Source organism: Thermosynechococcus sp. QS41 (assembly GCF_031583515.1).
GTDB lineage: Bacteria > Cyanobacteriota > Cyanobacteriia > Thermosynechococcales > Thermosynechococcaceae > Thermosynechococcus.
This window is the reverse complement of record NZ_CP134181.1, coordinates 2,049,020-2,068,906: the sequence shown is the minus strand read 5'-3', so window position 1 is coordinate 2,068,906 and position 19,887 is coordinate 2,049,020. Positions and strand designations below refer to the sequence as shown.

22 protein-coding genes are annotated in these 19,887 nt (G+C 54.2%); 16 read left to right on the top strand and 6 right to left on the bottom strand.

Features of this window, described 5'->3' with window-relative positions; translation table 11 throughout:
* Positions 1-73: 73 nt before the first annotated feature.
* A complete protein-coding gene (locus RHJ80_RS10215) occupies positions 74-400 on the bottom strand; it encodes a hypothetical protein (protein WP_310800927.1) in 327 nt (108 codons plus the stop codon).
* Positions 397-1,377, bottom strand: a complete 981-nt coding sequence (locus RHJ80_RS10210; protein ID WP_206201685.1) for a hypothetical protein — start codon at positions 1,375-1,377, stop codon at positions 397-399. Before RHJ80_RS10210 ends, RHJ80_RS10215 begins: the two co-directional genes overlap by 4 nt.
* 162 nt (positions 1,378-1,539) lie before the next feature.
* On the opposite strand from RHJ80_RS10210, the gene RHJ80_RS10205 reads away from it, so the two are divergent.
* The 8 genes from RHJ80_RS10205 to RHJ80_RS10175 all read left to right on the top strand — a co-directional run bounded on the left by RHJ80_RS10205 (position 1,540) and on the right by RHJ80_RS10175 (position 6,251).
* Entirely contained in the window at positions 1,540-1,839 is a 300-nt protein-coding gene (locus tag RHJ80_RS10205; protein WP_286627074.1) for a TMEM165/GDT1 family protein, read from the top strand.
* Positions 1,840-1,973: 134 nt separating this feature from the next.
* Positions 1,974-2,435 (top strand): Fur family transcriptional regulator, encoded by a 462-nt coding sequence (locus RHJ80_RS10200; RefSeq protein WP_206200077.1) that lies wholly within the window; start codon positions 1,974-1,976, stop codon positions 2,433-2,435.
* Between the two features lie 5 nt (positions 2,436-2,440).
* Complete coding sequence (locus RHJ80_RS10195; RefSeq protein WP_302678218.1) at positions 2,441-3,085, top strand: pentapeptide repeat-containing protein; 645 nt, start codon at positions 2,441-2,443, stop codon at positions 3,083-3,085.
* Between the two features lie 77 nt (positions 3,086-3,162).
* Entirely contained in the window at positions 3,163-3,360 is a 198-nt protein-coding gene (locus tag RHJ80_RS13145) for a DUF454 family protein (protein WP_302678217.1), read from the top strand.
* Complete coding sequence (locus RHJ80_RS10190) at positions 3,357-3,692, top strand: hypothetical protein (RefSeq protein WP_149819148.1); 336 nt, start codon at positions 3,357-3,359, stop codon at positions 3,690-3,692. Before RHJ80_RS13145 ends, RHJ80_RS10190 begins: the two co-directional genes overlap by 4 nt.
* 203 nt (positions 3,693-3,895) lie before the next feature.
* Positions 3,896-4,816, top strand: coding sequence for a bifunctional methylenetetrahydrofolate dehydrogenase/methenyltetrahydrofolate cyclohydrolase FolD (folD, locus tag RHJ80_RS10185; protein ID WP_302678216.1), 921 nt, complete (start codon positions 3,896-3,898; stop codon positions 4,814-4,816).
* A gap of 10 nt (positions 4,817-4,826) precedes the next feature.
* Positions 4,827-5,750, top strand: coding sequence for a geranylgeranyl diphosphate synthase CrtE (gene crtE / locus RHJ80_RS10180; RefSeq protein ID WP_149819144.1), 924 nt, complete (start codon positions 4,827-4,829; stop codon positions 5,748-5,750).
* A 51-nt stretch (positions 5,751-5,801) separates the two neighbouring features.
* Complete coding sequence (locus RHJ80_RS10175; protein WP_149819142.1) at positions 5,802-6,251, top strand: divergent PAP2 family protein; 450 nt, start codon at positions 5,802-5,804, stop codon at positions 6,249-6,251.
* Between the two features lie 15 nt (positions 6,252-6,266).
* Here RHJ80_RS10175 and RHJ80_RS10170 read toward each other — a convergent pair whose 3' ends face one another.
* Entirely contained in the window at positions 6,267-7,697 is a 1,431-nt protein-coding gene (locus tag RHJ80_RS10170) for a mannose-1-phosphate guanylyltransferase/mannose-6-phosphate isomerase (protein WP_302678215.1), read from the bottom strand.
* 257 nt (positions 7,698-7,954) lie between these two features.
* On the opposite strand from RHJ80_RS10170, the gene ndhO reads away from it, so the two are divergent.
* The 5 genes from ndhO to RHJ80_RS10145 all read left to right on the top strand — a co-directional run bounded on the left by ndhO (position 7,955) and on the right by RHJ80_RS10145 (position 12,799).
* Positions 7,955-8,167: a photosynthetic/respiratory NAD(P)H-quinone oxidoreductase subunit O gene (gene ndhO / locus RHJ80_RS10165; protein ID WP_181494778.1), complete on the top strand. Its 213-nt coding sequence runs from the start codon at positions 7,955-7,957 to the stop codon at positions 8,165-8,167.
* 110 nt (positions 8,168-8,277) lie between these two features.
* A complete protein-coding gene (locus tag RHJ80_RS10160) occupies positions 8,278-9,633 on the top strand; it encodes a folate/biopterin family MFS transporter (RefSeq protein ID WP_310800926.1) in 1,356 nt (451 codons plus the stop codon).
* Entirely contained in the window at positions 9,630-11,093 is a 1,464-nt protein-coding gene (locus tag RHJ80_RS10155) for a carotenoid oxygenase family protein (protein ID WP_310800925.1), read from the top strand. The genes RHJ80_RS10160 and RHJ80_RS10155 overlap by 4 nt, the downstream gene beginning before the upstream one ends.
* A gap of 3 nt (positions 11,094-11,096) precedes the next feature.
* Entirely contained in the window at positions 11,097-11,579 is a 483-nt protein-coding gene (locus RHJ80_RS10150; protein WP_310800924.1) for a CYTH domain-containing protein, read from the top strand.
* A 38-nt stretch (positions 11,580-11,617) separates the two neighbouring features.
* On the top strand, positions 11,618-12,799 hold the full coding sequence (locus tag RHJ80_RS10145) for a M20 family metallopeptidase (RefSeq protein ID WP_206200069.1): 1,182 nt from the start codon (positions 11,618-11,620) through the stop codon (positions 12,797-12,799).
* Here RHJ80_RS10145 and RHJ80_RS10140 read toward each other — a convergent pair.
* From RHJ80_RS10140 to RHJ80_RS10130, 3 genes are read right to left on the bottom strand one after another with little or no spacing between them, the layout of a single operon-like run.
* A complete protein-coding gene (locus RHJ80_RS10140; protein ID WP_310800923.1) occupies positions 12,796-13,935 on the bottom strand; it encodes an LptF/LptG family permease in 1,140 nt (379 codons plus the stop codon). The two genes, RHJ80_RS10145 and RHJ80_RS10140, sit on opposite strands and share 4 nt — an antisense overlap.
* Positions 13,936-13,938: 3 nt before the next feature.
* Positions 13,939-14,349 carry a hypothetical protein gene (locus tag RHJ80_RS10135; protein ID WP_310800922.1) on the bottom strand — a complete coding sequence of 137 codons (411 nt, stop codon included), beginning with the start codon at positions 14,347-14,349 and terminating at the stop codon, positions 13,939-13,941.
* On the bottom strand, positions 14,349-15,371 hold the full coding sequence (locus tag RHJ80_RS10130) for an ATP-binding cassette domain-containing protein (protein WP_310800187.1): 1,023 nt from the start codon (positions 15,369-15,371) through the stop codon (positions 14,349-14,351). Before RHJ80_RS10130 ends, RHJ80_RS10135 begins: the two co-directional genes overlap by 1 nt.
* 105 nt (positions 15,372-15,476) lie before the next feature.
* Here RHJ80_RS10130 and RHJ80_RS10125 point away from each other — a divergent pair, with 105 nt between their 5' ends.
* Genes RHJ80_RS10125 through RHJ80_RS10115 form a run of 3 tightly spaced genes read left to right on the top strand, consistent with a single transcriptional unit; the run spans position 15,477 to position 19,810 of the window.
* Positions 15,477-16,439, top strand: a complete 963-nt coding sequence (locus tag RHJ80_RS10125) for an HMA2 domain-containing protein (RefSeq protein ID WP_310800186.1) — start codon at positions 15,477-15,479, stop codon at positions 16,437-16,439.
* A 49-nt stretch (positions 16,440-16,488) separates the two neighbouring features.
* Positions 16,489-17,568, top strand: a complete 1,080-nt coding sequence (locus RHJ80_RS10120; RefSeq protein WP_310800921.1) for a PIN/TRAM domain-containing protein — start codon at positions 16,489-16,491, stop codon at positions 17,566-17,568.
* 31 nt (positions 17,569-17,599) lie between these two features.
* Positions 17,600-19,810 (top strand): glycosyltransferase, encoded by a 2,211-nt coding sequence (locus RHJ80_RS10115; protein ID WP_310800920.1) that lies wholly within the window; start codon positions 17,600-17,602, stop codon positions 19,808-19,810.
* The last annotated feature ends 77 nt before the right edge of the window (positions 19,811-19,887 follow it).

Here is a 19,887-nt window from a genome sequence, read left to right as displayed (position 1 = left end):
GAAGTGCGCTTCCTCTCTAGGAAACACCATAAAGATTAACTAAATGTTAGCGGATTCTCCCCCGCAACCCAACCTAGGATTGTTGGCCATCCCGCCGGCCAAGTTCGTAGATTGCCCCACCGATGGTTGCCATCAGGCCTAAACTCAAGGCCCAACTTTGTCCCAAGCCCAAACTACAGAGGATAAAGCAACCCGTCCCCACCAGAATAAAGGGAACTAGCCCCACCATCCCTGCCCAGAATTCGGCACTTTGGTTTGCTTCACCCCCTAGCCACGTCACTAAACGCTGTATTAAGGCTTGCCCCGTGGGATAAAAGCCCCAGTACAGGGCGATCGCCCACAGACCAGACCCCGCAATGGCAATAGGGGAGAGAGAAATCTGCTGCAAATTGGGAATCATAGGAGTCCTTGAAAAATCTTGGGATCAAACATTTCTCGGAGAGATAGATAGTAGGGGGTAAAAACACTTGTATCATAGCCAGCGGCACGGGTTTGTATTTCCTTACCCAAAAGGTGCACCATTTGAAACACTAGCTCCCATATCACATTCAGCGAAGGATAAAGCATCAAACACAGAGGAAAGAGTTCCCGTTGCAGCGCCTCAAGGCTTTGCTCCAAAAGACATACCCAGAGGTAGATTTGGAACATCTCGACATCGCGAATACTGGAAACACGCACACTGGCTTGGGTCAAAGGGCCACTAAAACAGCGGTGCTGGGGGTTGAGTTCGGCAACACGATCACAAATAGCGGTGGCGATCGCCGTGCTCTGGGGCAACAGATGGCGCACTAAAGCCAAGGCCGGATCATTGTAGTCGTAGTTGGCTGCTGCGTTATAGGCACGGTGCAAGGGCATGTAGAGGTGATCATCAATAACTTTGAAGAAGCTACTGAGGATCGGACGTTGGCTCGTTGGTGCCACTTCTAGCAGTAATACCCCCGTGTGGTGAAACTGCATACTGACAAAGCCAATCACCCGCGGATCGACGGCAGTATAGCGGCGGCGAATCTCACTGATGGCACTAGCCAGCTTGGCGGTCATTTGCTGGGTGCCCTTGCCGGCTTCGTAGAGTTTGAGGGTGCGCTGATAAATGTCATGGATGTCTTTGGAGATGCTCCAAGGATCCACCAGTTCCGCTGGGATGCCATGGCGAATCATCTCTGCGGCCAAAAAGCCTTCAGTGCGCTGCCAAGCCTTGACACTGGCATTCCGCAATTCGGCCAAGAGCCGAGGGGCAACCACCGCTGGATCATCCTCCGCAAGGGCGGTGGTGTTGAGGTTGGTAATATAGCGCTTTGCCCAAGCCTGTGCCAGACTGCTCAAGGAGGTGGTGTCCGGTGCGATCGCGCTCGATCCGTCAGTAGTGGTATTCAACATGAGCACCTCCGCCATTTAGAACAGGGCTATAAGCAGAATTGATATTAAGAATCGTAACTTGTTTTAAGCTGATCCTGCCACCCTGCGCCACTAGCGATCGTTGACCGCAACTGCCCATACCGTTAATCTGCCCTATAGCAGCAACATCTTTGGAGAAATTGGATGGACTGGCAATCCTTTGCCGTGAGTTTTGCGATTGTGTTCTTGTCAGAACTGGGGGACAAGAGTCAACTGGTGGCGATTACTTTAGGGAGTAATGCCCGCTCCGCTACCGCTGTCTTTCTAGGCGTGGCCTCTGGCTTGGTGTGTACAACGTTTTTCGGTGTGCTTTTGGGCAGTGGGATTGCCACATTGATCCCCGTGAAAGTGGTCAAGGCGATCGCTGCCATGATGTTTGCCTTTCTGGGGTTTTATTTGCTGTCTCAAACAGCGGCTGACAGCCTTGACAAGGAGCGAATTTGATTATAACCAAAGGATTGATTATCATAGTGACTACAGGTTAGCAAATGGATAACCCTAAAACTGCGATTTAACTGCAATAGGCTACTTAGCTAAGCAAAATCTGCTGTTTGAATTTTATTTTTTAGGATAGCGCCGTGTTCACGTCTCCTGCTCCCAGTCCCCTACCCCCCATTCGTTCCCTTGAGGATGCGATCGATCGCTGTCAGCGGCTTGGATTGCGGCTGAGTCGGCAGCGGCGTGCCATTCTTGAACTGCTCTGGGATGCCAAGGATCACCTCTCAGCGCGGCAGATCTACGATCGCCTGAATCAAGCCGGCAAAGACATCGGCCATACCTCTGTATATCAGAATCTCGAAGCCCTTTCCGAGCATGGCATTATTGAGTGCGTTGAGCGTGCCGATGGGCGCCTTTACGGCAATATCAGTGATAGTCACAGCCATGTCAATTGTCTCGATAGCCAGAAAATTATTGACGTTCATGTTGAGCTACCCCCCTCTCTCATTGCTGAGATTGAAGCAAAAACTGGCGTGAAAATTGTTGACTATCGCATTGATTTTTACGGTTATCAAAACACTGATCCGAGTGCCCAAGGATAACTGCCGTGGCCAATCCCCAACATCTTCAGCTTCTCAAGCAGGGGGTTACCGCTTGGAATCAATGGCGGGAGCAAAACAGTGATATTCGCCCTGATCTGGGACAGGCAGATTTAACGGGCGCCAATTTGGAGTTGTACAACCTCACCAATGCCAATCTTGATCAGGCCAATTTAGCAGGTGCGGATCTGCGCCATGCCCTCCTCAAGGATGCCTACATGGCGGGAGCAAACCTCTACATGAGTGACCTGATTGAGGCGGATTTGCAGGGGGCCTGTTTACAACGGGCTACCTTAGCGGGTGCTGATCTCTACAAGTCAAATATTGCCATGGCCGATCTGCGCCAAGCCAACTTGGTGGGCACGCTACTGCGGCGAGTGAGCCTAGTGGAAGCGACCCTTGCCTATGCCAACCTCACCCGTGCCAATCTCTTTCAGGCCAACCTGCACTTGGCCGATCTCAAGAGCGCAATTTTGCAAGAAGCGATTCTTGAAAGTGCCAGTCTCATTGAAGCGAACTTTGAATATGCGGTTCTCATTGCCGCCAAGATGTCGAAGGCCAATGCCCGCCGTGCCAACTTTAAGGGGGCAAACCTCTACAAAGCAGAAATGGACGGCATGGATCTGCGGGATGCGATTCTCGATAAAGCTTAGCACCAGCAACTTGTGAAAAGGCAAGGTTCAGGCTACGTTAGAGGTGAATCATCCTCGCCGATTGCAACTCGAAGGGAATGCCTGTGACTAAAAGCATCCGTAATACAGCACGTATGGTTCTTGGTGTGATTTTTGGAATTATTGGGGTTATCGGCTTTATTTTACCCCTCCTGCCAGGAACGCCATTTTTGCTGATAGCGGCAGCTTGTTTTAATTCCATGGAACCCGAGGAGACCGCTAGTGCCCAAGGGAATGAATCGCCGCCTGTGGCATGAAATACTTTTTCCTCACTGAGGGGTGGCAGATTGGCCGCGTGTGGGAACCCCAAGGCCTCTGGAATGAGCAAGCGTGGCGGCGATCGCCCGTGATCACCCGTACCTGCCTCTACATTCTAGAGGGGGAGGAAAAGCTCTGGCTGTACCAAGTGGAGGAGATGGTTCTCATGGTAGAAGTGAAGCCCAGCCATCCTGACCCGGCCTCAACCATTGGCCAAGTGGTGCTCAAGCGCCTGATGAGTGCGGAGGATGTGCTGACCTACCTGTGTACTACCCCTGCCATTGCCAAAATTCAAGTGGAGCGAACCTCCCCTTCGGGCGATCGCCCCTAGCGATTCTTAAGCCTTTGGCACAATTCGTTAACTCTTCTGGCGCAATTCCCTATCTACGGTGGCTTAGCAGAGAGAACTTGATCAATGCTAGCCTTGGTGTTCCCTGTTTGAGGTAAACTAGTTCGATGTTGTTGCCAACCGATGGAAACGCATTCGGCAACTCAACCCTAGACTTTCGTGATTGATCAATTTTAAGGTGTCCTTTGGTTGCAAACTCCGCTGCCTGCCTTGATGGCAAATCCTTAGCCCAGTCCATTGAACGCCAGTTGGCTGATCATGTGCGGACGTTTCAAGCCCAGTGGGGGCGATCGCCTGGGTTGGCCGTGTTGCGGGTTGGTGATGATCCCGCCAGTGCCGTGTATGTCCGTGCCAAAGAACAAGCCTGTGGCCGCGTCGGGATTCAATCCTTTGGTGCCCATTTACCGGCCACCATTACAGAAGCGGATTTATTGGCCAGAATTACTGAGCTAAATCAGGACGAACGGGTGGATGGCATTCTGCTGCAATTACCCCTACCACCCCACCTTGATCCCCGTCCCCTGCTATACGCGATTCATCCGGATAAAGATGTGGATGGCCTGCATCCCGAAAATCTCGGTCGGCTCGTGCGCGATGAACCGGGACTGCGCAGTTGTACGCCTGCTGGAGTGATGCAGCTTTTGGTCGCCTATGGCATTGATGTTGCAGGTCGCTCGGCAGTGGTCGTGGGTCGCAGTATTTTGGTCGGCAAGCCCTTGGCCTTGATGTTACTCACTGCCAATGCAACGGTGACGATCGCCCACTCGCGCACCCGTGATCTTGCCAGTGTCACCCGTAGTGCTGAGATTTTAGTCACAGCGATGGGACAGCCGCGGCGGATTACTGCCGACATGATTCGGCCGGGGGCAGTGGTCATTGATGTCGGGATTAATCGCATTCAACGCCCCGACGGCAAATCGAGTCTCTGGGGCGATGTGGACTATGAGGCTGCCTGTGCTGTGGCCAGTTATATTACCCCTGTTCCGGGGGGCGTCGGTCCGATGACCGTTGCCATGTTGTTGCACAATACTGTATGGAGCTATTGTCGCCGTCACAACTGGCACAAGCCCCTGCTCTCGTTGACCTCTATGCCGCCCGCACCCTGAGGAGTTGTTCATGATTTCCGCTGATCCCCCCCAAGTCCATCCCGCCGGCACATTTGATCTCAAGGCCTACCTCAAAGAACGCCAAGCCCTTGTGGAAGCGGCCCTCGAAGCATCGATCCCCGTTGCCTACCCAGAGAAAATTTACGATGCGATGCGCTATTCACTGATGGCAGGGGGCAAACGGCTGCGCCCAATTCTCTGCTTGGCCACCTGTGAACTGATGGGGGGCACCGTGGAAATGGCCATGCCCACCGCCTGTGCCCTAGAGATGATCCACACGATGTCGCTGATCCACGATGATCTGCCGGCTATGGACAATGATGACTACCGTCGCGGCAAGCCCACAAATCACAAAGTCTATGGCGAAGATATTGCCATTCTGGCGGGGGATGGCTTACTGGCCTATGCCTTTGAATATGTGGTGGAACAAACGAAAAACGTGCCCGCAGAATATCTGCTGAAAATTGTGGCGCGGTTGGGGCATGCGGTGGCAGCAACGGGATTGGTGGGCGGTCAAGTGGTGGACTTGGAGTGTGAAGGGCAGCCGAACATTGGTCTAGAAACGCTGCACTTTATCCACTCCCACAAAACGGGGGCATTACTGGAGGCCTCTGTGGTTTCTGGGGCATTACTGACGGGGGCGAATGAATCTGATGTGGCTCGCCTGTCGCGCTATGCGGCAAATATTGGCTTGGCGTTCCAGATTGTGGATGACATTTTGGATATTACTTCGACCCGCGATGTCCTCGGTAAAACCGTTGGTAAAGATGTGGCCGCCCAAAAAATGACGTACCCGCGCCTGTGGGGTCTGGAAAAATCTCGCCAAGAGGCTGAACGCTTGGTGGCAGAGGCGAAGGCAGAGTTGGCTGTGTATGGGGCAGCCGCCGTTCCTTTGCAGGCGATCGCCGACTACATTACCAGCCGCAGTCATTAACGATCCCGAAGTGGGTTAGGATGGGCGCAGAGTTTGTCCTTGTCCGTAACCATGATGGACGGTCTTCGTGAGCTACTGGCTAACCATGTCCTCTGGGTCGCTTTCGCCGCCAGCGCGATCGCCCAAATGCTCAAGTTACTGATTGACATTGCCAAACACCGCAAGCTCAATTTCCGCGTTCTGGTGGAAACGGGGGGCATGCCCAGTTCCCATTCCGCCCTTGTTACTGCTTTGGCGACTGGGGTGGGGCTGCAGCGGGGCTGGGATAGCATTGAGTTTGCGATCGCCGTTGTCTTTGCCTGCATTGTCATGTACGATGCGGCCGGGGTGCGCCAAGCCGCTGGTAAACAAGCCCGCATTCTCAATCAAATTGTTGATGAATTTTTCCAAGATGGGCACGAATTGGCAGAAGCCCGCCTCAAGGAGTTATTGGGGCACACCCCCATTCAAGTCATCGTTGGTTCCGCCCTTGGGGTGGCGATCGCTTGGCTAGCGGTCTAAGGGTTTGCCCAGCGGTTATCGCCCTGTCTCGCGACCATAGCGATCCTCAAAGCGGACAATATCATCTTCGCCAAGATAGGCTCCCGACTGCACTTCAATCATTTCAAGGGGAATTTTCCCCGGATTGGCCAAGCGGTGCACAGCGCCCACAGGGATATAGGTGGACTCATTCTCCGTCAGCAGAAACGTTTTGCCATTGCAGGTAACTTCCGCTGTACCACTGACAACAATCCAATGTTCTGCGCGGTGATGGTGCTGTTGCAGCGAAAGACTCGCCCCCGGCTTGACCGTAATCCGCTTCACTTGAAAGCGATGACCAGCATCAATCGCAGTGTAGTGCCCCCAAGGACGATAGACGACGGGATGGTTGTCCGCCTCCGGGCGCCCTTGCGCTTGCAGTTGCTCCACCACTTGTTTGACTTGTTGTGCTGCCTTCTGATGGGCAATGAGAACGGCATCGGCTGTTTCCACAACGATCAGATCGTCCACCCCCAGTAGGGTCACCAAGCGATGCTGACTGTGAACAAAGCACTCTTTGCTGCTATAGAGAAGGACATTGCCACGGCAACTGTTGCCAAATTCATCCTTGGGTGTCACCTCCCACAGACTCGACCAAGACCCCACATCACTCCAGCCGCACTCTAGGGGCACTACCGCTGCTTTTTGCGTCTTTTCCATCACCCCATAGTCCACCGATAAACTGGGACACTGACTCAAGGGTGCTTTGGCCAAGCGGATAAAGTCCAAATCCTCCTGTCCCTCCCGCAGTGCCAAGCGGCAATGGTGCAAAATGTCTGGCTGCTGCTGTGCCAATTCTGCTAAGAAGCTCTGGGCGCGGAAGAGAAACATACCGCTATTCCAAAGGTAATGGCCATCCGCTAGATAAGCCTCTGCCGTTGCCAAATCGGGTTTTTCGACAAACTCTGCCACCCGATAGGTGTGGGCCTCACTGAGGGCTTCCCCCCGCCGAATGTAGCCGTAGCCTGTATGGGGAGAGGTGGGGGTAATGCCAAAGGTCACTAACCAGTCCTTGGTGGCGGGTGCCAGTGCCCGTTGTAGCCCCTGCTGAAAGGCGGCAACATCCTGAATTAAATGATCCGCTGGTAGCACCAAAAGAATGGCATCGGTGGCGAGGACTTCTGTGACGTAGAGCGCAGCAAGGGTAATCGCAGGAGCCGTATTGCGCCCCAAGGGTTCAAGCAAAATCCGCGTTGGTGTCACCCCTAGCTCTTGAAATTGTTCTGCCACAAGAAAGCGATGGGCGTCATTGGCCACGATCACCGGGGGATGAAGATGGGGCAACCCCTGTAACCGTTGCCACGTTTGTTGTAGCAGACTCTGCCCTTCGGCTGTTAAACGCATAAACTGTTTGGGGTGGGCTTGGCGCGATAAGGGCCAAAGGCGACTGCCTGATCCCCCGGATAGAATCACTGGAATACAGTCCATGCAAGGCTTTCCTTAGGTAGTGTGGTGCTTAAGCGTAGTCTATCGCCAAAGAACTTCGTCTTGGTTCAGACCCCTGTTCTTTTTGTTGCTCATTTTCTAGGGGCTACTGTTTTGGCAGTGCCCGATGAATGGCAGTGAAGGACTGAGGTGGCGTTTCCCCTTGGTTAAGGTTTGGCAATTGGATTCATCAACAGACTTAAAGCCCTTGGCGATTCTCCTTAGGATAGAATGTGGGCTGAGCAGCGTTAGGGTTTCCTATGGCGATTAAAAAGGGAGATTTGGTAAAGGTCGTTGCTGAAAAATTGGCCAACAGTGTTGAGGCCCTAGCCAGTGATCATCGCTATCCCCCCTATCTCTTTGAGGGACGGGGCGAGGTGGTGGAGATTCGCGGTGACTATGCGCAGATTAAATTTCCAGTGCCCACCCCTACAGTTTGGCTGCGCCTCGATCAACTGGAGGTTGCCAAATAACCGCCATTAGCGTCTCTTGCGAGTCTAGGAGCCAATGAAGAGTACCCGTGTTAGCAATTTTCAGCTTGTCTGGATATGATGGAGGCAATGCTGTTGCTTAACATTTGGTAATGTTAGTTCAACCTTCGCAACCTCAACGCTGGTTTCAGTGGCTCAAGGAGACGCTCCTTTTTGGGCAAGAACCCAGTGGCGAACTCTTAGCCATTTTGCTGGTGTATTTTGTCCAAGGGGTGTTGGGCTTAGCACGGCTGGCCATTAGCTTTTTCTTTAAGGATGAGTTGGGGCTGTCGCCGGCGGAAGTGGCAGCATTAATGGGTGTGGCTGCGCTGCCTTGGGTCATTAAGCCGGTGTTTGGCCTCATTTCTGATAGTGTGCCGCTTTTGGGATTTCGTCGCCGTTCCTATCTGGTTCTGTCGGGCTTGCTGGGCTGTGGGGCGTGGTTGAGCTTGGGGACGTGGGTGGCTACCCCTTGGCAGGCAACGGCAGCGATTCTCGCAGCCTCGATCGCGATCGCCCTCAGTGATGTGATTGTCGATTCACTGGTGGTGGAACGGGCACGCCAGGAATCGGCGACTGAAATGGGAACGCTGCAATCCCTAAGCTGGGCAGCGACTGCCGTGGGGGGCATCCTCACCGCTTACTTTAGTGGCCAACTGTTGCAGTGGTTTAGTCCGCGTACAGTGTTTCAAATTACAGCGGCGTTTCCGCTCTTGATGTCGGGGGTTGCGTGGGCGATCGCCGAAGCACGGGTTACGGCTCGGCCTCAACTGCGTCAGACTTGGGAGCACATCAACCGTGTGCGCCAAGCAATGATGCAAAAACGGATTTGGTTGCCGGTGGCGTTTCTCTTCCTCTGGCAAGCCACCCCCGGCTCGGAATCAGCCTTCTTTTTCTTCACAACGAATGAATTGGGCTTTGAGGCGGAGTTTTTGGGGCGGGTGCGCCTTGTCACTAGCATCGCCTCCCTCTTGGGGGTGTGGATTTTCCAGCGCTACTTGAAAACGCTGCCCATTCGTACCATTTTTTTCTGGAGCACGATTCTCTCAGCCCTTTTGGGACTCTCTAGCTTGATTTTGGTCACCCACCTCAATCGCCAATGGGGCATTAGTGACCAGTGGTTTAGCTTGGGGGATAGCCTCATTTTGGCAGTTATGGGGCAGATTGCCTTTATGCCGGTACTCGTGTTGGCGGCGCGGCTGTGTCCGCCGGGGATTGAGGCCACCCTCTTTGCGCTGCTGATGTCCATTAGCAACCTTGCCAATCTGGTCTCCCATGAGTTGGGGGCACTGCTGACCCACTGGCTGGGGATTACCGAGCATAACTTCGATCGCCTCTGGCTGCTGGTGCTCATTACCAACCTGAGTACGCTATTGCCCCTACCCCTGTTGAACTGGTTGCCGCAGCAGGTGCCGGCGCCCGCCTCTCCATCCTCTGTCACTGTTGAGTTGGAGCCAAGTGTCTCATGACTGGAGTTTTAGATCGCCCCTACACGATGGCGGATTGGCGGGGGGGGACCGAATCTCTCACCCAAGAATATGACTATTGGATTGAGGATGTCGAAGGTACGGTGCCCACGGATTTGGTGGGAACGCTCTACCGCAATGGCCCTGGACGGTTGGAGCGCGGGGGAGTGCCCTTAGCCCATCCCTTTGATGGCGACGGCATGATCTGTGCTTTTCGCTTTGAGAAGGGACGGGTGCATTTTCGCAATCGCTACGTGCGTACCGCCGGATTTTTGGCGGAGGAAAAGGCCAATCGCCTTCTCTATCGCGGTGTCTTTGGCACCCAAAAACCGGGGGGCTGGCTGGCCAATTTCCTCGATACCCGGGTCAAAAACATTGCCAATACCCATGTGATCTATTGGGGGGGCAAATTACTGGCGCTCTGGGAAGCCGGTCTGCCCTACTGCCTTGACCCTGTGACCCTAGAAACCATTGGCCTCGACAACCTAGGGGGTCTCCTCAAGGAGAGGGATGCCTTTGCAGCGCATCCCCGCTTTGATCCTCAGACGCAGCGGCTCGTGAATTTTGGTGTCAAGCCCGGCCTCAGCACCCGCATTACACTCTATGAATTTGATGCCAGTGGTCAGTGTGTCTCGCAACCCGTATTTCAGATTCCGGGGTTTGCTTTTATCCATGACTTTGCCCTGACCCCCAACTACGCCATTGTCTTTCAAAATCCAGTGCAGTTAAATCCGCTGCCCTATCTGCTGGGACTGCGGGGCGCTGCCCAGTGCATTCAATTCCATGCGCAGGAACCGACACGGGTTTGGCTGCTGCCTCGTCGGGGTGGGACTCCCCAGATGTTGACGATGCCCGCCTGTTTTGTCTTTCACCATGCCAATGCCTACGAAGCTGGGGATGAAATTCATGTGGAGTCCATTGCCTACAGCCACTTTCCCAATCTCGAACCGGGCATGGATTTTCGGGAGGTGAATTTTGCGGCGCTGCCCTCAAGCCTGCTGTGGCGGATTCAATTGAACCCCAAAACCAAGGCGGTGGATTGGCAAGTGGTCAGCGATCGCCCCTGTGAATTTCCCGTAGTGCATCCGGCCAAGGTGGGGCAACCCTATCGCTACACCTATTTGGCGGCAGGGCATGATCCGAAAACCAATGCGCCTCTCCAGGCTCTGTGGCGGTGCGATCGCCAGACGGGGGAGGAACAATTTTGGTCGGCGGCGCCGCGTGGCTTTGCCAGTGAACCCATTTTTGTCCCGCGGGGTCTGCAAAAGGGTGACTTTCTCTGGCAGGGTGCCCAAGGGGAAGAAGATGGCTGGCTTTTGCAGGTGGTGTATGATGCCAGTTGCCACAAATCGCAGTTACTCATCTTTGATGCGGCAGCCATTAGCGCCGGGCCAGTGGCACGATTGCGCTTGAAACACCACATTCCCTATGGTCTCCACGGTTCATTTACCACAGCGGTCTAGGCAATGGGCATCGAAATTGAGCGCAAGTTCCTTGTCATAGGCGAAGAATGGCGATCGCTGGTCACAAGTGTGTCCCAATTTGCCCAAGGCTACCTGTCCACAGTTCCTGAGCGCACGGTGCGGGTGCGTCTTGCGGGGGAGGAGGCATGGATCACGATCAAGGGCAAAGCCAGCGGTGGCCAACGCCGTGAGTATGAGTATGCTATCCCCGTTGCTGATGCAAGGGAACTCCTCGCGGAATTGTGCCTACAACCCATCATCCAGAAAAACCGCTATCGTATTCCGGCGGGTGATCTGTGTTGGGAAGTGGATGAATTTACTGGCGCCTGTACTGGCCTGATTTTGGCAGAAATTGAATTGCCCCGTGCTAACTATCCCCTGACTCTACCCCCTTGGATTGGCCTTGAGGTGACCGACGACCCCCGCTATACCAATGCCTACTTAGCGGAGCACCCCTATCAGGAGTGGGCAACCGGCAATTCCTGAGATTCGATAGGATACAAAAATATCGCCACGGCTGCGCTATGCTTGCTCGGATTCGCCAGATTACCCAAACCCTCACCCCCCGTCTCATTGAAATTCGTCGCCATCTGCACCGCTACCCCGAATTGAGTGGTCAAGAACATCAAACGGCTGCCTACGTGGCGGGGGTACTTTCCTCCGCCGGCTTAACCGTACAGCAGGATGTGGGCAAAGTGGGGGTGATTGCGGAACTGGCGGGGAATCCTAAAAAACAGCGGCTCTTGGCCATTCGCGCCGATATGGATGCCCTGCCGATTCAAGAGCGCACTGGACTCGAGTTTAGCTCAAAACATAGCGGGGTGATGCACGCCTGTGGTCACGATGTCCACACCACGGTGGGTCTGGGCACGGCAATGGTGTTAGCAGCCCTCAAGGAGGAGTTCCCCGGCCGGGTGCGGTTTATTTTTCAACCAGCGGAAGAAATTGCCCAAGGGGCGAGTTGGATGATTGCCGATGGCGCGATGAAAGAGGTGAGTGCCATTTTGTCGCTCCATGTGTTTCCCACCATTCCAGCGGGGGAAGTAGCGGTACGCTATGGGGCGTTGACGGCGGCTGCCGATGACATTGAGTTAACGATTTTGGGAGAATCGGGCCACGGTGCCCGCCCCCATGAAGCGGTAGATGCGATTTGGATTGCCGCTCAAGTGATCAGTGCTTTGCAACAGGCCATTAGCCGCACGCAGAATCCCCTGCGACCCGTGGTGGTCACCTTTGGCAAAATTCAAGGGGGACGGGCTGCCAATGTCATTGCCGATCAGGTGACGCTTCAGGGAACGGTGCGATCGCTCCATCCAGAAACCCGTGCCACTCTCCCGACCTGGATTGAGCAAATTGTGGCCAATGTCTGCCATGCCTACGGTGCCCGTTACCAACTCCACTATCGGCGGGGCGTACCGGGGGTGGAAAATACGCCCTACCTATCGCAACTGCTGGCGGAGGCGGCGACTGATGTGGTGGGTGCCCCCCATGTGCATATTTTGCCGGAACCGTCCCTTGGGGCAGAGGATTTTGCCCTGTACCTAGAGCATGCCCCCGGTGCGATGTTTCGCCTTGGGGTGGGGTTTCGCGATCGCCCCAACTATCCCCTGCATCACCCGGAGTTTGATGTCGATGAACAGGCTATCCCTGTGGGCGTGATGACCCTTGCCCATGCGGCCTGTCGCTATTGGCAGATTCCCTACTAGTGCCGATTGGCGTGGTAGAGCATGCCGAGGGCGATCGCGCTGACGACAACCTTCGGTAACCAACTGGCCACGATGGGCGACACTGCTCCCCCCTCGCCAAAGGCGGTGAAAATAAAGGCAGCAACGTAATAGCCAAAAATAATCGCCACACTGAGACCAAAGGCACGCCCCTGTCCTTGGCGAGGAGAACTGATGCCCAAAACGGCACCGACAACGGCAAAACTCAGGCACAAAAAGGGAAGGGAGAGCTTTTCCTGCAACTGCACCCGCCACTGCCGCAGACGTTTGGCATCGCCACTTTCCGCCAAAACTTGCAAGTACTGATAGATTTCGCGGCTAGTCATAAACTCTGGTGCCCGCGTTTCCATGGCCAAATCAAGGGGAGTGCGGGGGTAGGCAAATGTTCGTTCTGAGAAGGTCTCGGCCACGTCATAGTCGCGATCGCGGGTCAGGTGGTGGTAGGTGCCCTGCCGAAACAGCCACGCCGAACCCTGCCACTGGGCTTCCTGCGCCGTAATAATTTCTCGCAATTGCCCCTGCTCAAAGTTCAACACCGTCACTTGACCCATGACCTCGCCATCAAAACGATGGGCAAAAAAGAGTTGCTGAAGCTGCCCCCCAGCAAAACGACGGTAGAAGATATTGCGGGTTTGAAAGGTAGGTTGGGGGCGTTGAATCGCCACTTCCAAGGTCTTGATGGCGCGGTAGGCCATGGGGGGAGCCACCAGTTCATTGAGGGCAAAGGTAAAGAGCAAGGCACAGAACCCCGCTAGGAGCGCCGGTCGCACTAAACGCAGCGGACTCACCCCACAGCTTTTGCAAGCAATCAGTTCACTGCGACGGGAGAGTTGACTATAGGCAAGGAGCGAACCAAAGAGCATCGCCATGGGAATGCCCAGCACCGCAAAGGTGGGCAAACGCAGAAAAAAGACTTGAAGGGCACTGAGGATGCCAAGGTTGTGCTCCACCATATTGCGAATGAGGTAGAACACTGTACCAATAACGGCAGCGATCGCCGTAAAAATGCCAAAACCAAAGACAAAGGGGCGAATCATCTCCCGCAGAATATAGCGATCCAACAGGGAGAATCGCGGCTGCCAAGGCATCTTCTCAAGGGATCGGGCGATCGCCAGCATCTTTTATAGTCCCAAGCGGGGTTTTGCCAACTTCCAATAACGAAAGAATCGCTTCAAATCGGCATTGGCAGGTAACGTGACAAAGGGTTCTGGCTCTAGGATCTCCACTGGATAGGCCAATTGCTGACAAATGGCGCGAAAGCGAGGGCTAGGACTGGCCATTGTTACCACGCGATCGCCCCCGTGCACCTCAACAAAGGCATTCACCAAGGGAGCGACCTCACCCCGGTACATTGCCACGGGGAGATCCAGCAGGCACTCATAGAGAAAGACCAGCCGCTTCAGGCGAATTTGCCACTCCTTGAGGAGCGCTACATCCCAAACAAAAATGGCCGGCGCCTTGGGATAGCGGTCAAAGATGGGCGCCGTGGGGTCGAGGCAGTCTCCATGAACCCAAAGAATTGGCTGCCCCATTAGCGTTGCATGGCCTCTTTTTTCAACTGTTTGCTGTCCCGCTGCGCCGCTGCTGCCAAGTCGGCATCCAAGAGGGTTTGACCCGTGGCGGCCAAATAGACATCATCTAAACTGGGTCGTGACTGCGCCACGCTAAAGAGGGGGAGTCCTGCTTCCTCTAGCGCCCTTCTAATGGCTGCGATCGCCACAGCCGCATCTGTGACCACCAGATTCAAGGAGTTGCCTTGGTTGGCATTAATCAGCGCCGATTTCACGCAGTCCAATTGACTAAGAAGGGCCTGGGCCATTTGTGCCTCTTGACGCGGTGTAAATTCTCGTACCCGCAACGTGACGCGATCGCCCCCAATATTGGCCTTGAGTTCCTCGGGAGAGCCACTGGCAATCACCCGCCCCTGATCGAGAATCACCAAGCGATCGCTAAGGAGATCCACTTCCTCAAGGTAGTGGCTGGTCAAGATAATCGTCAGTCCTTGAGCCTTGAGATCCCGCAGCACATCCCAAATCACTTGGCGACTTTCAATGTCGAGGCCTACGGTGGGTTCATCCAAGACAAGCACTTGGGGTTGATGCAGTAGTCCTGCTGCGAGATCAAAGCGTTTGCGAATACCACCCGAGTAGGTACCACACTGGCGATCGCGCCATTCCAATAAATCCAACCGTGCCAGCACTGCTTCAATGCGCTCTGGAATCAGGGCACGGGGAATGTGGTACAGCGCCGCCTGTAATTCTAGAAATTCCTGACCCGTGAGGATTTTATCAAGCGCCACCTCCTGAGCCACATAGCCTAATTTTTGGCGCACTAAATGAGGTTGGTGGAGAACCGAAAGACCACAGACTTCCAATACCCCAGCATCCGGTCGCGAGAGGGTACACAGACAGCGCAGTGTTGTCGTTTTCCCTGAGCCATTTGGCCCCAGCACCCCAAAAATTTCCCCTTGATGGGCGCTAAAGGAGACATCGGCCACCGCTGTAATGGGACCGTAGGACTTCTTGAGATGTTCGACCTTTACCGTAGCTGTCATGGTCATTCACTCTGTGTGTGATTCCCTTAACATTTTGACAGATCTTCCTCCTTACTTTGGTGCGCGTGCTACAACGGCAACTAGAGCCTATTGGGTGGGTTTCCCATGGCCACTGCCGAAACTGCGCCGATTGCCGAAGTCATGCACCTCACGGGCGATCGCCTGCGATTGCGGATTCAAGAACTGAAAACGGATGCTGCCTTTCGCGATTCCCTGAGTGCCTATCTGAAAACCCTCCAAGGGATCAAATCTGTTCACGTTAACCCCCTTGCCGCCTCAATTACCATTGAGTATCACCTCGAGCAAATCACGCCCCTACAACTGCTGGCGGCCATTCAATTTTGGGGGGATGTCCAGATCATTGGCCAAGGCAATAAGGGCTTGCAAAACCTCACCCGCGCCTTTGATCTCGAACCTGAAGAGGTGGGCAACAAACTCACCTCCATGGGCGGATTTCTCATGGGCGGCTACGTGGGCGATATTCTTGGTGGCATGGTGGGGGGAACGGCGGGTGGCCTGTTTATGGGGCCTGCGGGTGCGGTCATGGGGGTGCAAGTGGGCACCTTTGTTGGCGGTGTGATTGGTGCGCGATTAGGAATGGAAGCCACGGAGCAAATCACCCAACTGCAATTTACTGCCCTTGAGGAAACGCCGGAACGGGTCGCGAAAGCTTTGGAGATTCACAGCGGTGACAAAATCGGGGGTACCGCCGGTGAAATTGCTGGCGGTTTGGCAGGGCAAGTGGTCTTGGGGCCTGTGGGCGAAACCGTCGGGCGCGTAGTGGGCAATATGGTTGGTTCGCAACTGGGGGAAGATCTCGGGCGACAGTTGGCGGCGCCATCCCCTGAGGAACCTCCTCCCCCATCCCTGCATCTTTTTCTAGAGTGGTGGGTGAAAACCAGTCAAACCTTCACTAAGGAAACGCTATGGGCGACCCTCGGTGGTATGGTAGCACGGGCCATTCTGGGGCCTCAAGCGGAAGCTGAGGGCATCCGAGCCGGTACCCGCATTAGTCGCCATCTCGATATGCAGCAGCCCAACACCGCAGCAAAAGAGAAAAAAGTATAATCCTAAAGTAATGGCCTATGGAGATGTCCAGCGCGACAGGAGCGAACTAATGCTCGATACCATCTTACTCTTCATTATCGTCGTGATGGGAATTGCCGTTGGCTTCAACAGCATTGACCTCCTCCCAGAAACGGTTCTTGCTCAAGTGGCCAATGTGCGGGGATTGCAGTGGGTCATGGCTGGCTTTGGCGCCATCGTTGGCATTGCCCTTGGTTTATTGTTGCAGTCCCTTTACCATCGTCTTGAGCGCAGTATCCGCCAATTGCCCCCAGAAACGCTCTTGTCGCGAGCCGTGGGTCTGGTGGTAGGGTTGCTCTTGGCCAACTTGATGCTGGCACCGATTTTCCTGTTGCCCATTCCCAAAGATTTTTCCTTTATTAAACCCCTGATTGCTGTTCTCACCAGTATTGTCTTTGCCTATTCGGGAACCACCTTGGCCGATAGTCACGGGCCTGCCCTGCTGCGGTTAATTAACCCCAATGCCGTTGCCAGCAGTCTCTTGGCTGAGGGGATGCTCAAACCTGCCCGAGCAAAGGTACTGGACACCAGTTGCATTATTGATGGCCGCATTGAGGCACTGTTGAATCTCGGGGTACTCGAAGGGCAAATCATTGTGCCCCAGTTTGTGCTTCAGGAGCTGCAACTCATTGCCGATGCGGGGAATGAGCAAAAACGGATTCGCGGTCGGCGGGGTCTCGATGTTCTCAATCGTCTCCAAGCCAGTTTGGGCGATCGCATTATCATTCACTCCGCAGACTATCCAGAATTAACAACGGTGGATGCCAAGCTGGTGCGCCTGTGCCAAGAGATCAATGGCACCCTTGTCACCAATGATTTGAATCTCAACAAAGTTGCCCGCTTCCAAAAAGTGGATGTCTTTAACGTCAACGAGTTAGCGCAAGCCCTGCGCCCCATCTACCTCCCCGGCGATACGCTGGAGTTGAAGATTCTCAAGGAAGGGAAAGAACCAGCGCAAGGGGTGGGCTACCTTGAGGATGGCACGATGGTGGTTGTCGAAGAGGGGGTGGATCACATTGGCGATCAGTTGTCGGTGGTTGTGACCAGTGCCCTGCAAACCTCGGCAGGCCGCATGATTTTTGCTCGCCTGCAAATGCCGACGATGGCCTAAATTTCCTCTTTTTCCCCTAGGGGGTCTCCTTATGACCCATGAGCCACCCAAGCCCACTTCCCCCCCGCAACTGGTTTCACCGTGGGTCTGGGGTCTTTTTGTTTTCAGCATCCTATTCCTCTTTGGTGTGCTGTTGGCGACGGTGTGGCGACCGACGCTCTTTCCCGTTGATTTAGTGAATCCCGATCAGTTGCGGCCTCTGCCTGACCTCCTGCAGATGCCCACCGATGATTTAAGCGTGTGGTGGCCCATTGTCCTTGCAGCAGTGATGGCAGTTGCCCTCAATTTTATTCCCAGCAACAATGTCACACGCTTGATTATTCGCTTCATTGTTATTCTCTTTGGCTGCCGCTATCTGGTGTGGCGGGGCTGGGTGACGCTCAATGATGCCCACTGGTTGAGCTTTACTGCCAGTATTGGCTTCTATGGTCTTGAGGTGCTCTACTTTTTCACCTATTTGCTTTACTTCTATCAGACGGCATGGCTGACGACCGCATGGCGATCGCGACAGGCCAATTACTATCAGCAGGCGGTTCTCAGTGGTGAATACTGCCCCAGTGTGGATATTTTCATTCCCACCTATAATGAGCCTCCCTATATTTTGCGGCGGACGATTGTGGCCTGTCAGGCGATCAACTACCGAAATAAAAGCATCTATGTCCTCGATGATGGTCGGCGATCGGAAATTGCGGATCTCTGTGAGCATCTGGGGGTCAACTATCTCACCCGTCCCACCAATGAGCACCGCAAAGCAGGGAACCTCAACCATGCCCTGAAATACACCACTGGTGAACTGATTGCTGTTTTTGATGCCGACTTTATTCCGTTTCAGAACTTCCTGAGCCGCACCGTGGGCTTCTTTCAAGATGATCACGTGTCCATGGTGCAGACCCCCCAGCACTTCTTTAACCCTGACTACCACTCCCAAAACCTTGGCATTGAGTTCATGATGCCCGGCGATATGGAGTACTTTTTTGGCTTTATTCAGCCGGGGCGGGACTTTGGCAACGCTATTATCTGCTGCGGTACCTCCTATGTGGTGCGCCGCCGTGACCTAGAAGCCGTAGGCGGCTATTACACCCGCTGTGTGGTCGAGGATTTCCAAACGGGAACCAAAATGCAGATCGCTGGCTATCGCCTCGTTTACCTCAATGAAATCCTCAGCATGGGGGAGTCTCCTCGCAACTTCCAAGATCATCTGGAGCAACGGCTGCGCTGGCTACAGGGGAATATGCAAATCTATTTCTGTGGTGATGATCTCCCCATTTGGTCAAAACTGTCGTGGTTTCAGCGCAGTTGCCACCTCTCGCTGCTGTTGCACAACATCAATCCCTTTACCCGCACCTGCTTTCTCGTTGGTCCGTTTTTGAGCCTAATGACAGGCATCTCCCTAACGGTGGCGACGTTGGGTGAGTACCTTTTCTATGCCCTGCCCTACACGCTGTTAGTAATTGCCACCTTTAGCTGGGCGACAGAAGGGCGGTATTTTTCCGTCTGGGGTGAAGTCTATGAGGTGACCTTTGCCTTTCCGGGGATGGTGCAACTGATTAAAATCCTCCGCAATCCCTTCGGTAAAATTGGCAGCATTGTCACTAACAAGGGCACCCTCTCCAATCGGAAGCGGTTGAATTTGCGCTATACATGGCCGCTGGCGGCGTTTGTGATTGCAGTCGGGGTGGGGGTCTTTATCCGCTATGGGGGTTACTGGCTCCATATCTGGCCACCAATGGAGTATGAACGGGCGGGTTTAGAGGTGATGCTGGCTTGGACGCTCTACAACGCCTTTATTGCCTTGATTGCGGTTCTGTCCTCCATTGATCAGCCCACCCGCCGTCAGAGCGATCGCTTTCCCGTTTGCACTGTATGTCGTTTCCAACTGGGGGATCAAACCTACTGGGGCTATACCCGCGATGTGTCGGAGACTGGTGCTGCCCTATTGCTGACCGCAGGGCGTTTTATCGAAGCCCAAAGAGATACCGTCGGCACGCTGACCTTTTTGGAACAGGACTTTAGCGTCACCGCAGCCGTGGTTCGTACCCGCACTGAAGAGGAGCGGTGCTGCATTTACCTGCGGTTTTTAGAGGTCAGTGATGAGGCACAGCGGCACCTTGTACAACTGCTCTATGGTGGCCTCACATGGTGGCACAAACCCAAAGCCCCCAATGGCCTAGATGCCTTTTGGCCAATGTTGATTCGTCTCTTCGACTTTCGATCGCTCTTTAGCCTCTATAGCAATAATTGACCGATAGGCTCATAGCTCAAAAATTTGCCCTAGGGGAAAATAAAAGTTTGGCAATAGGGGAGATGTCAACGTATAGC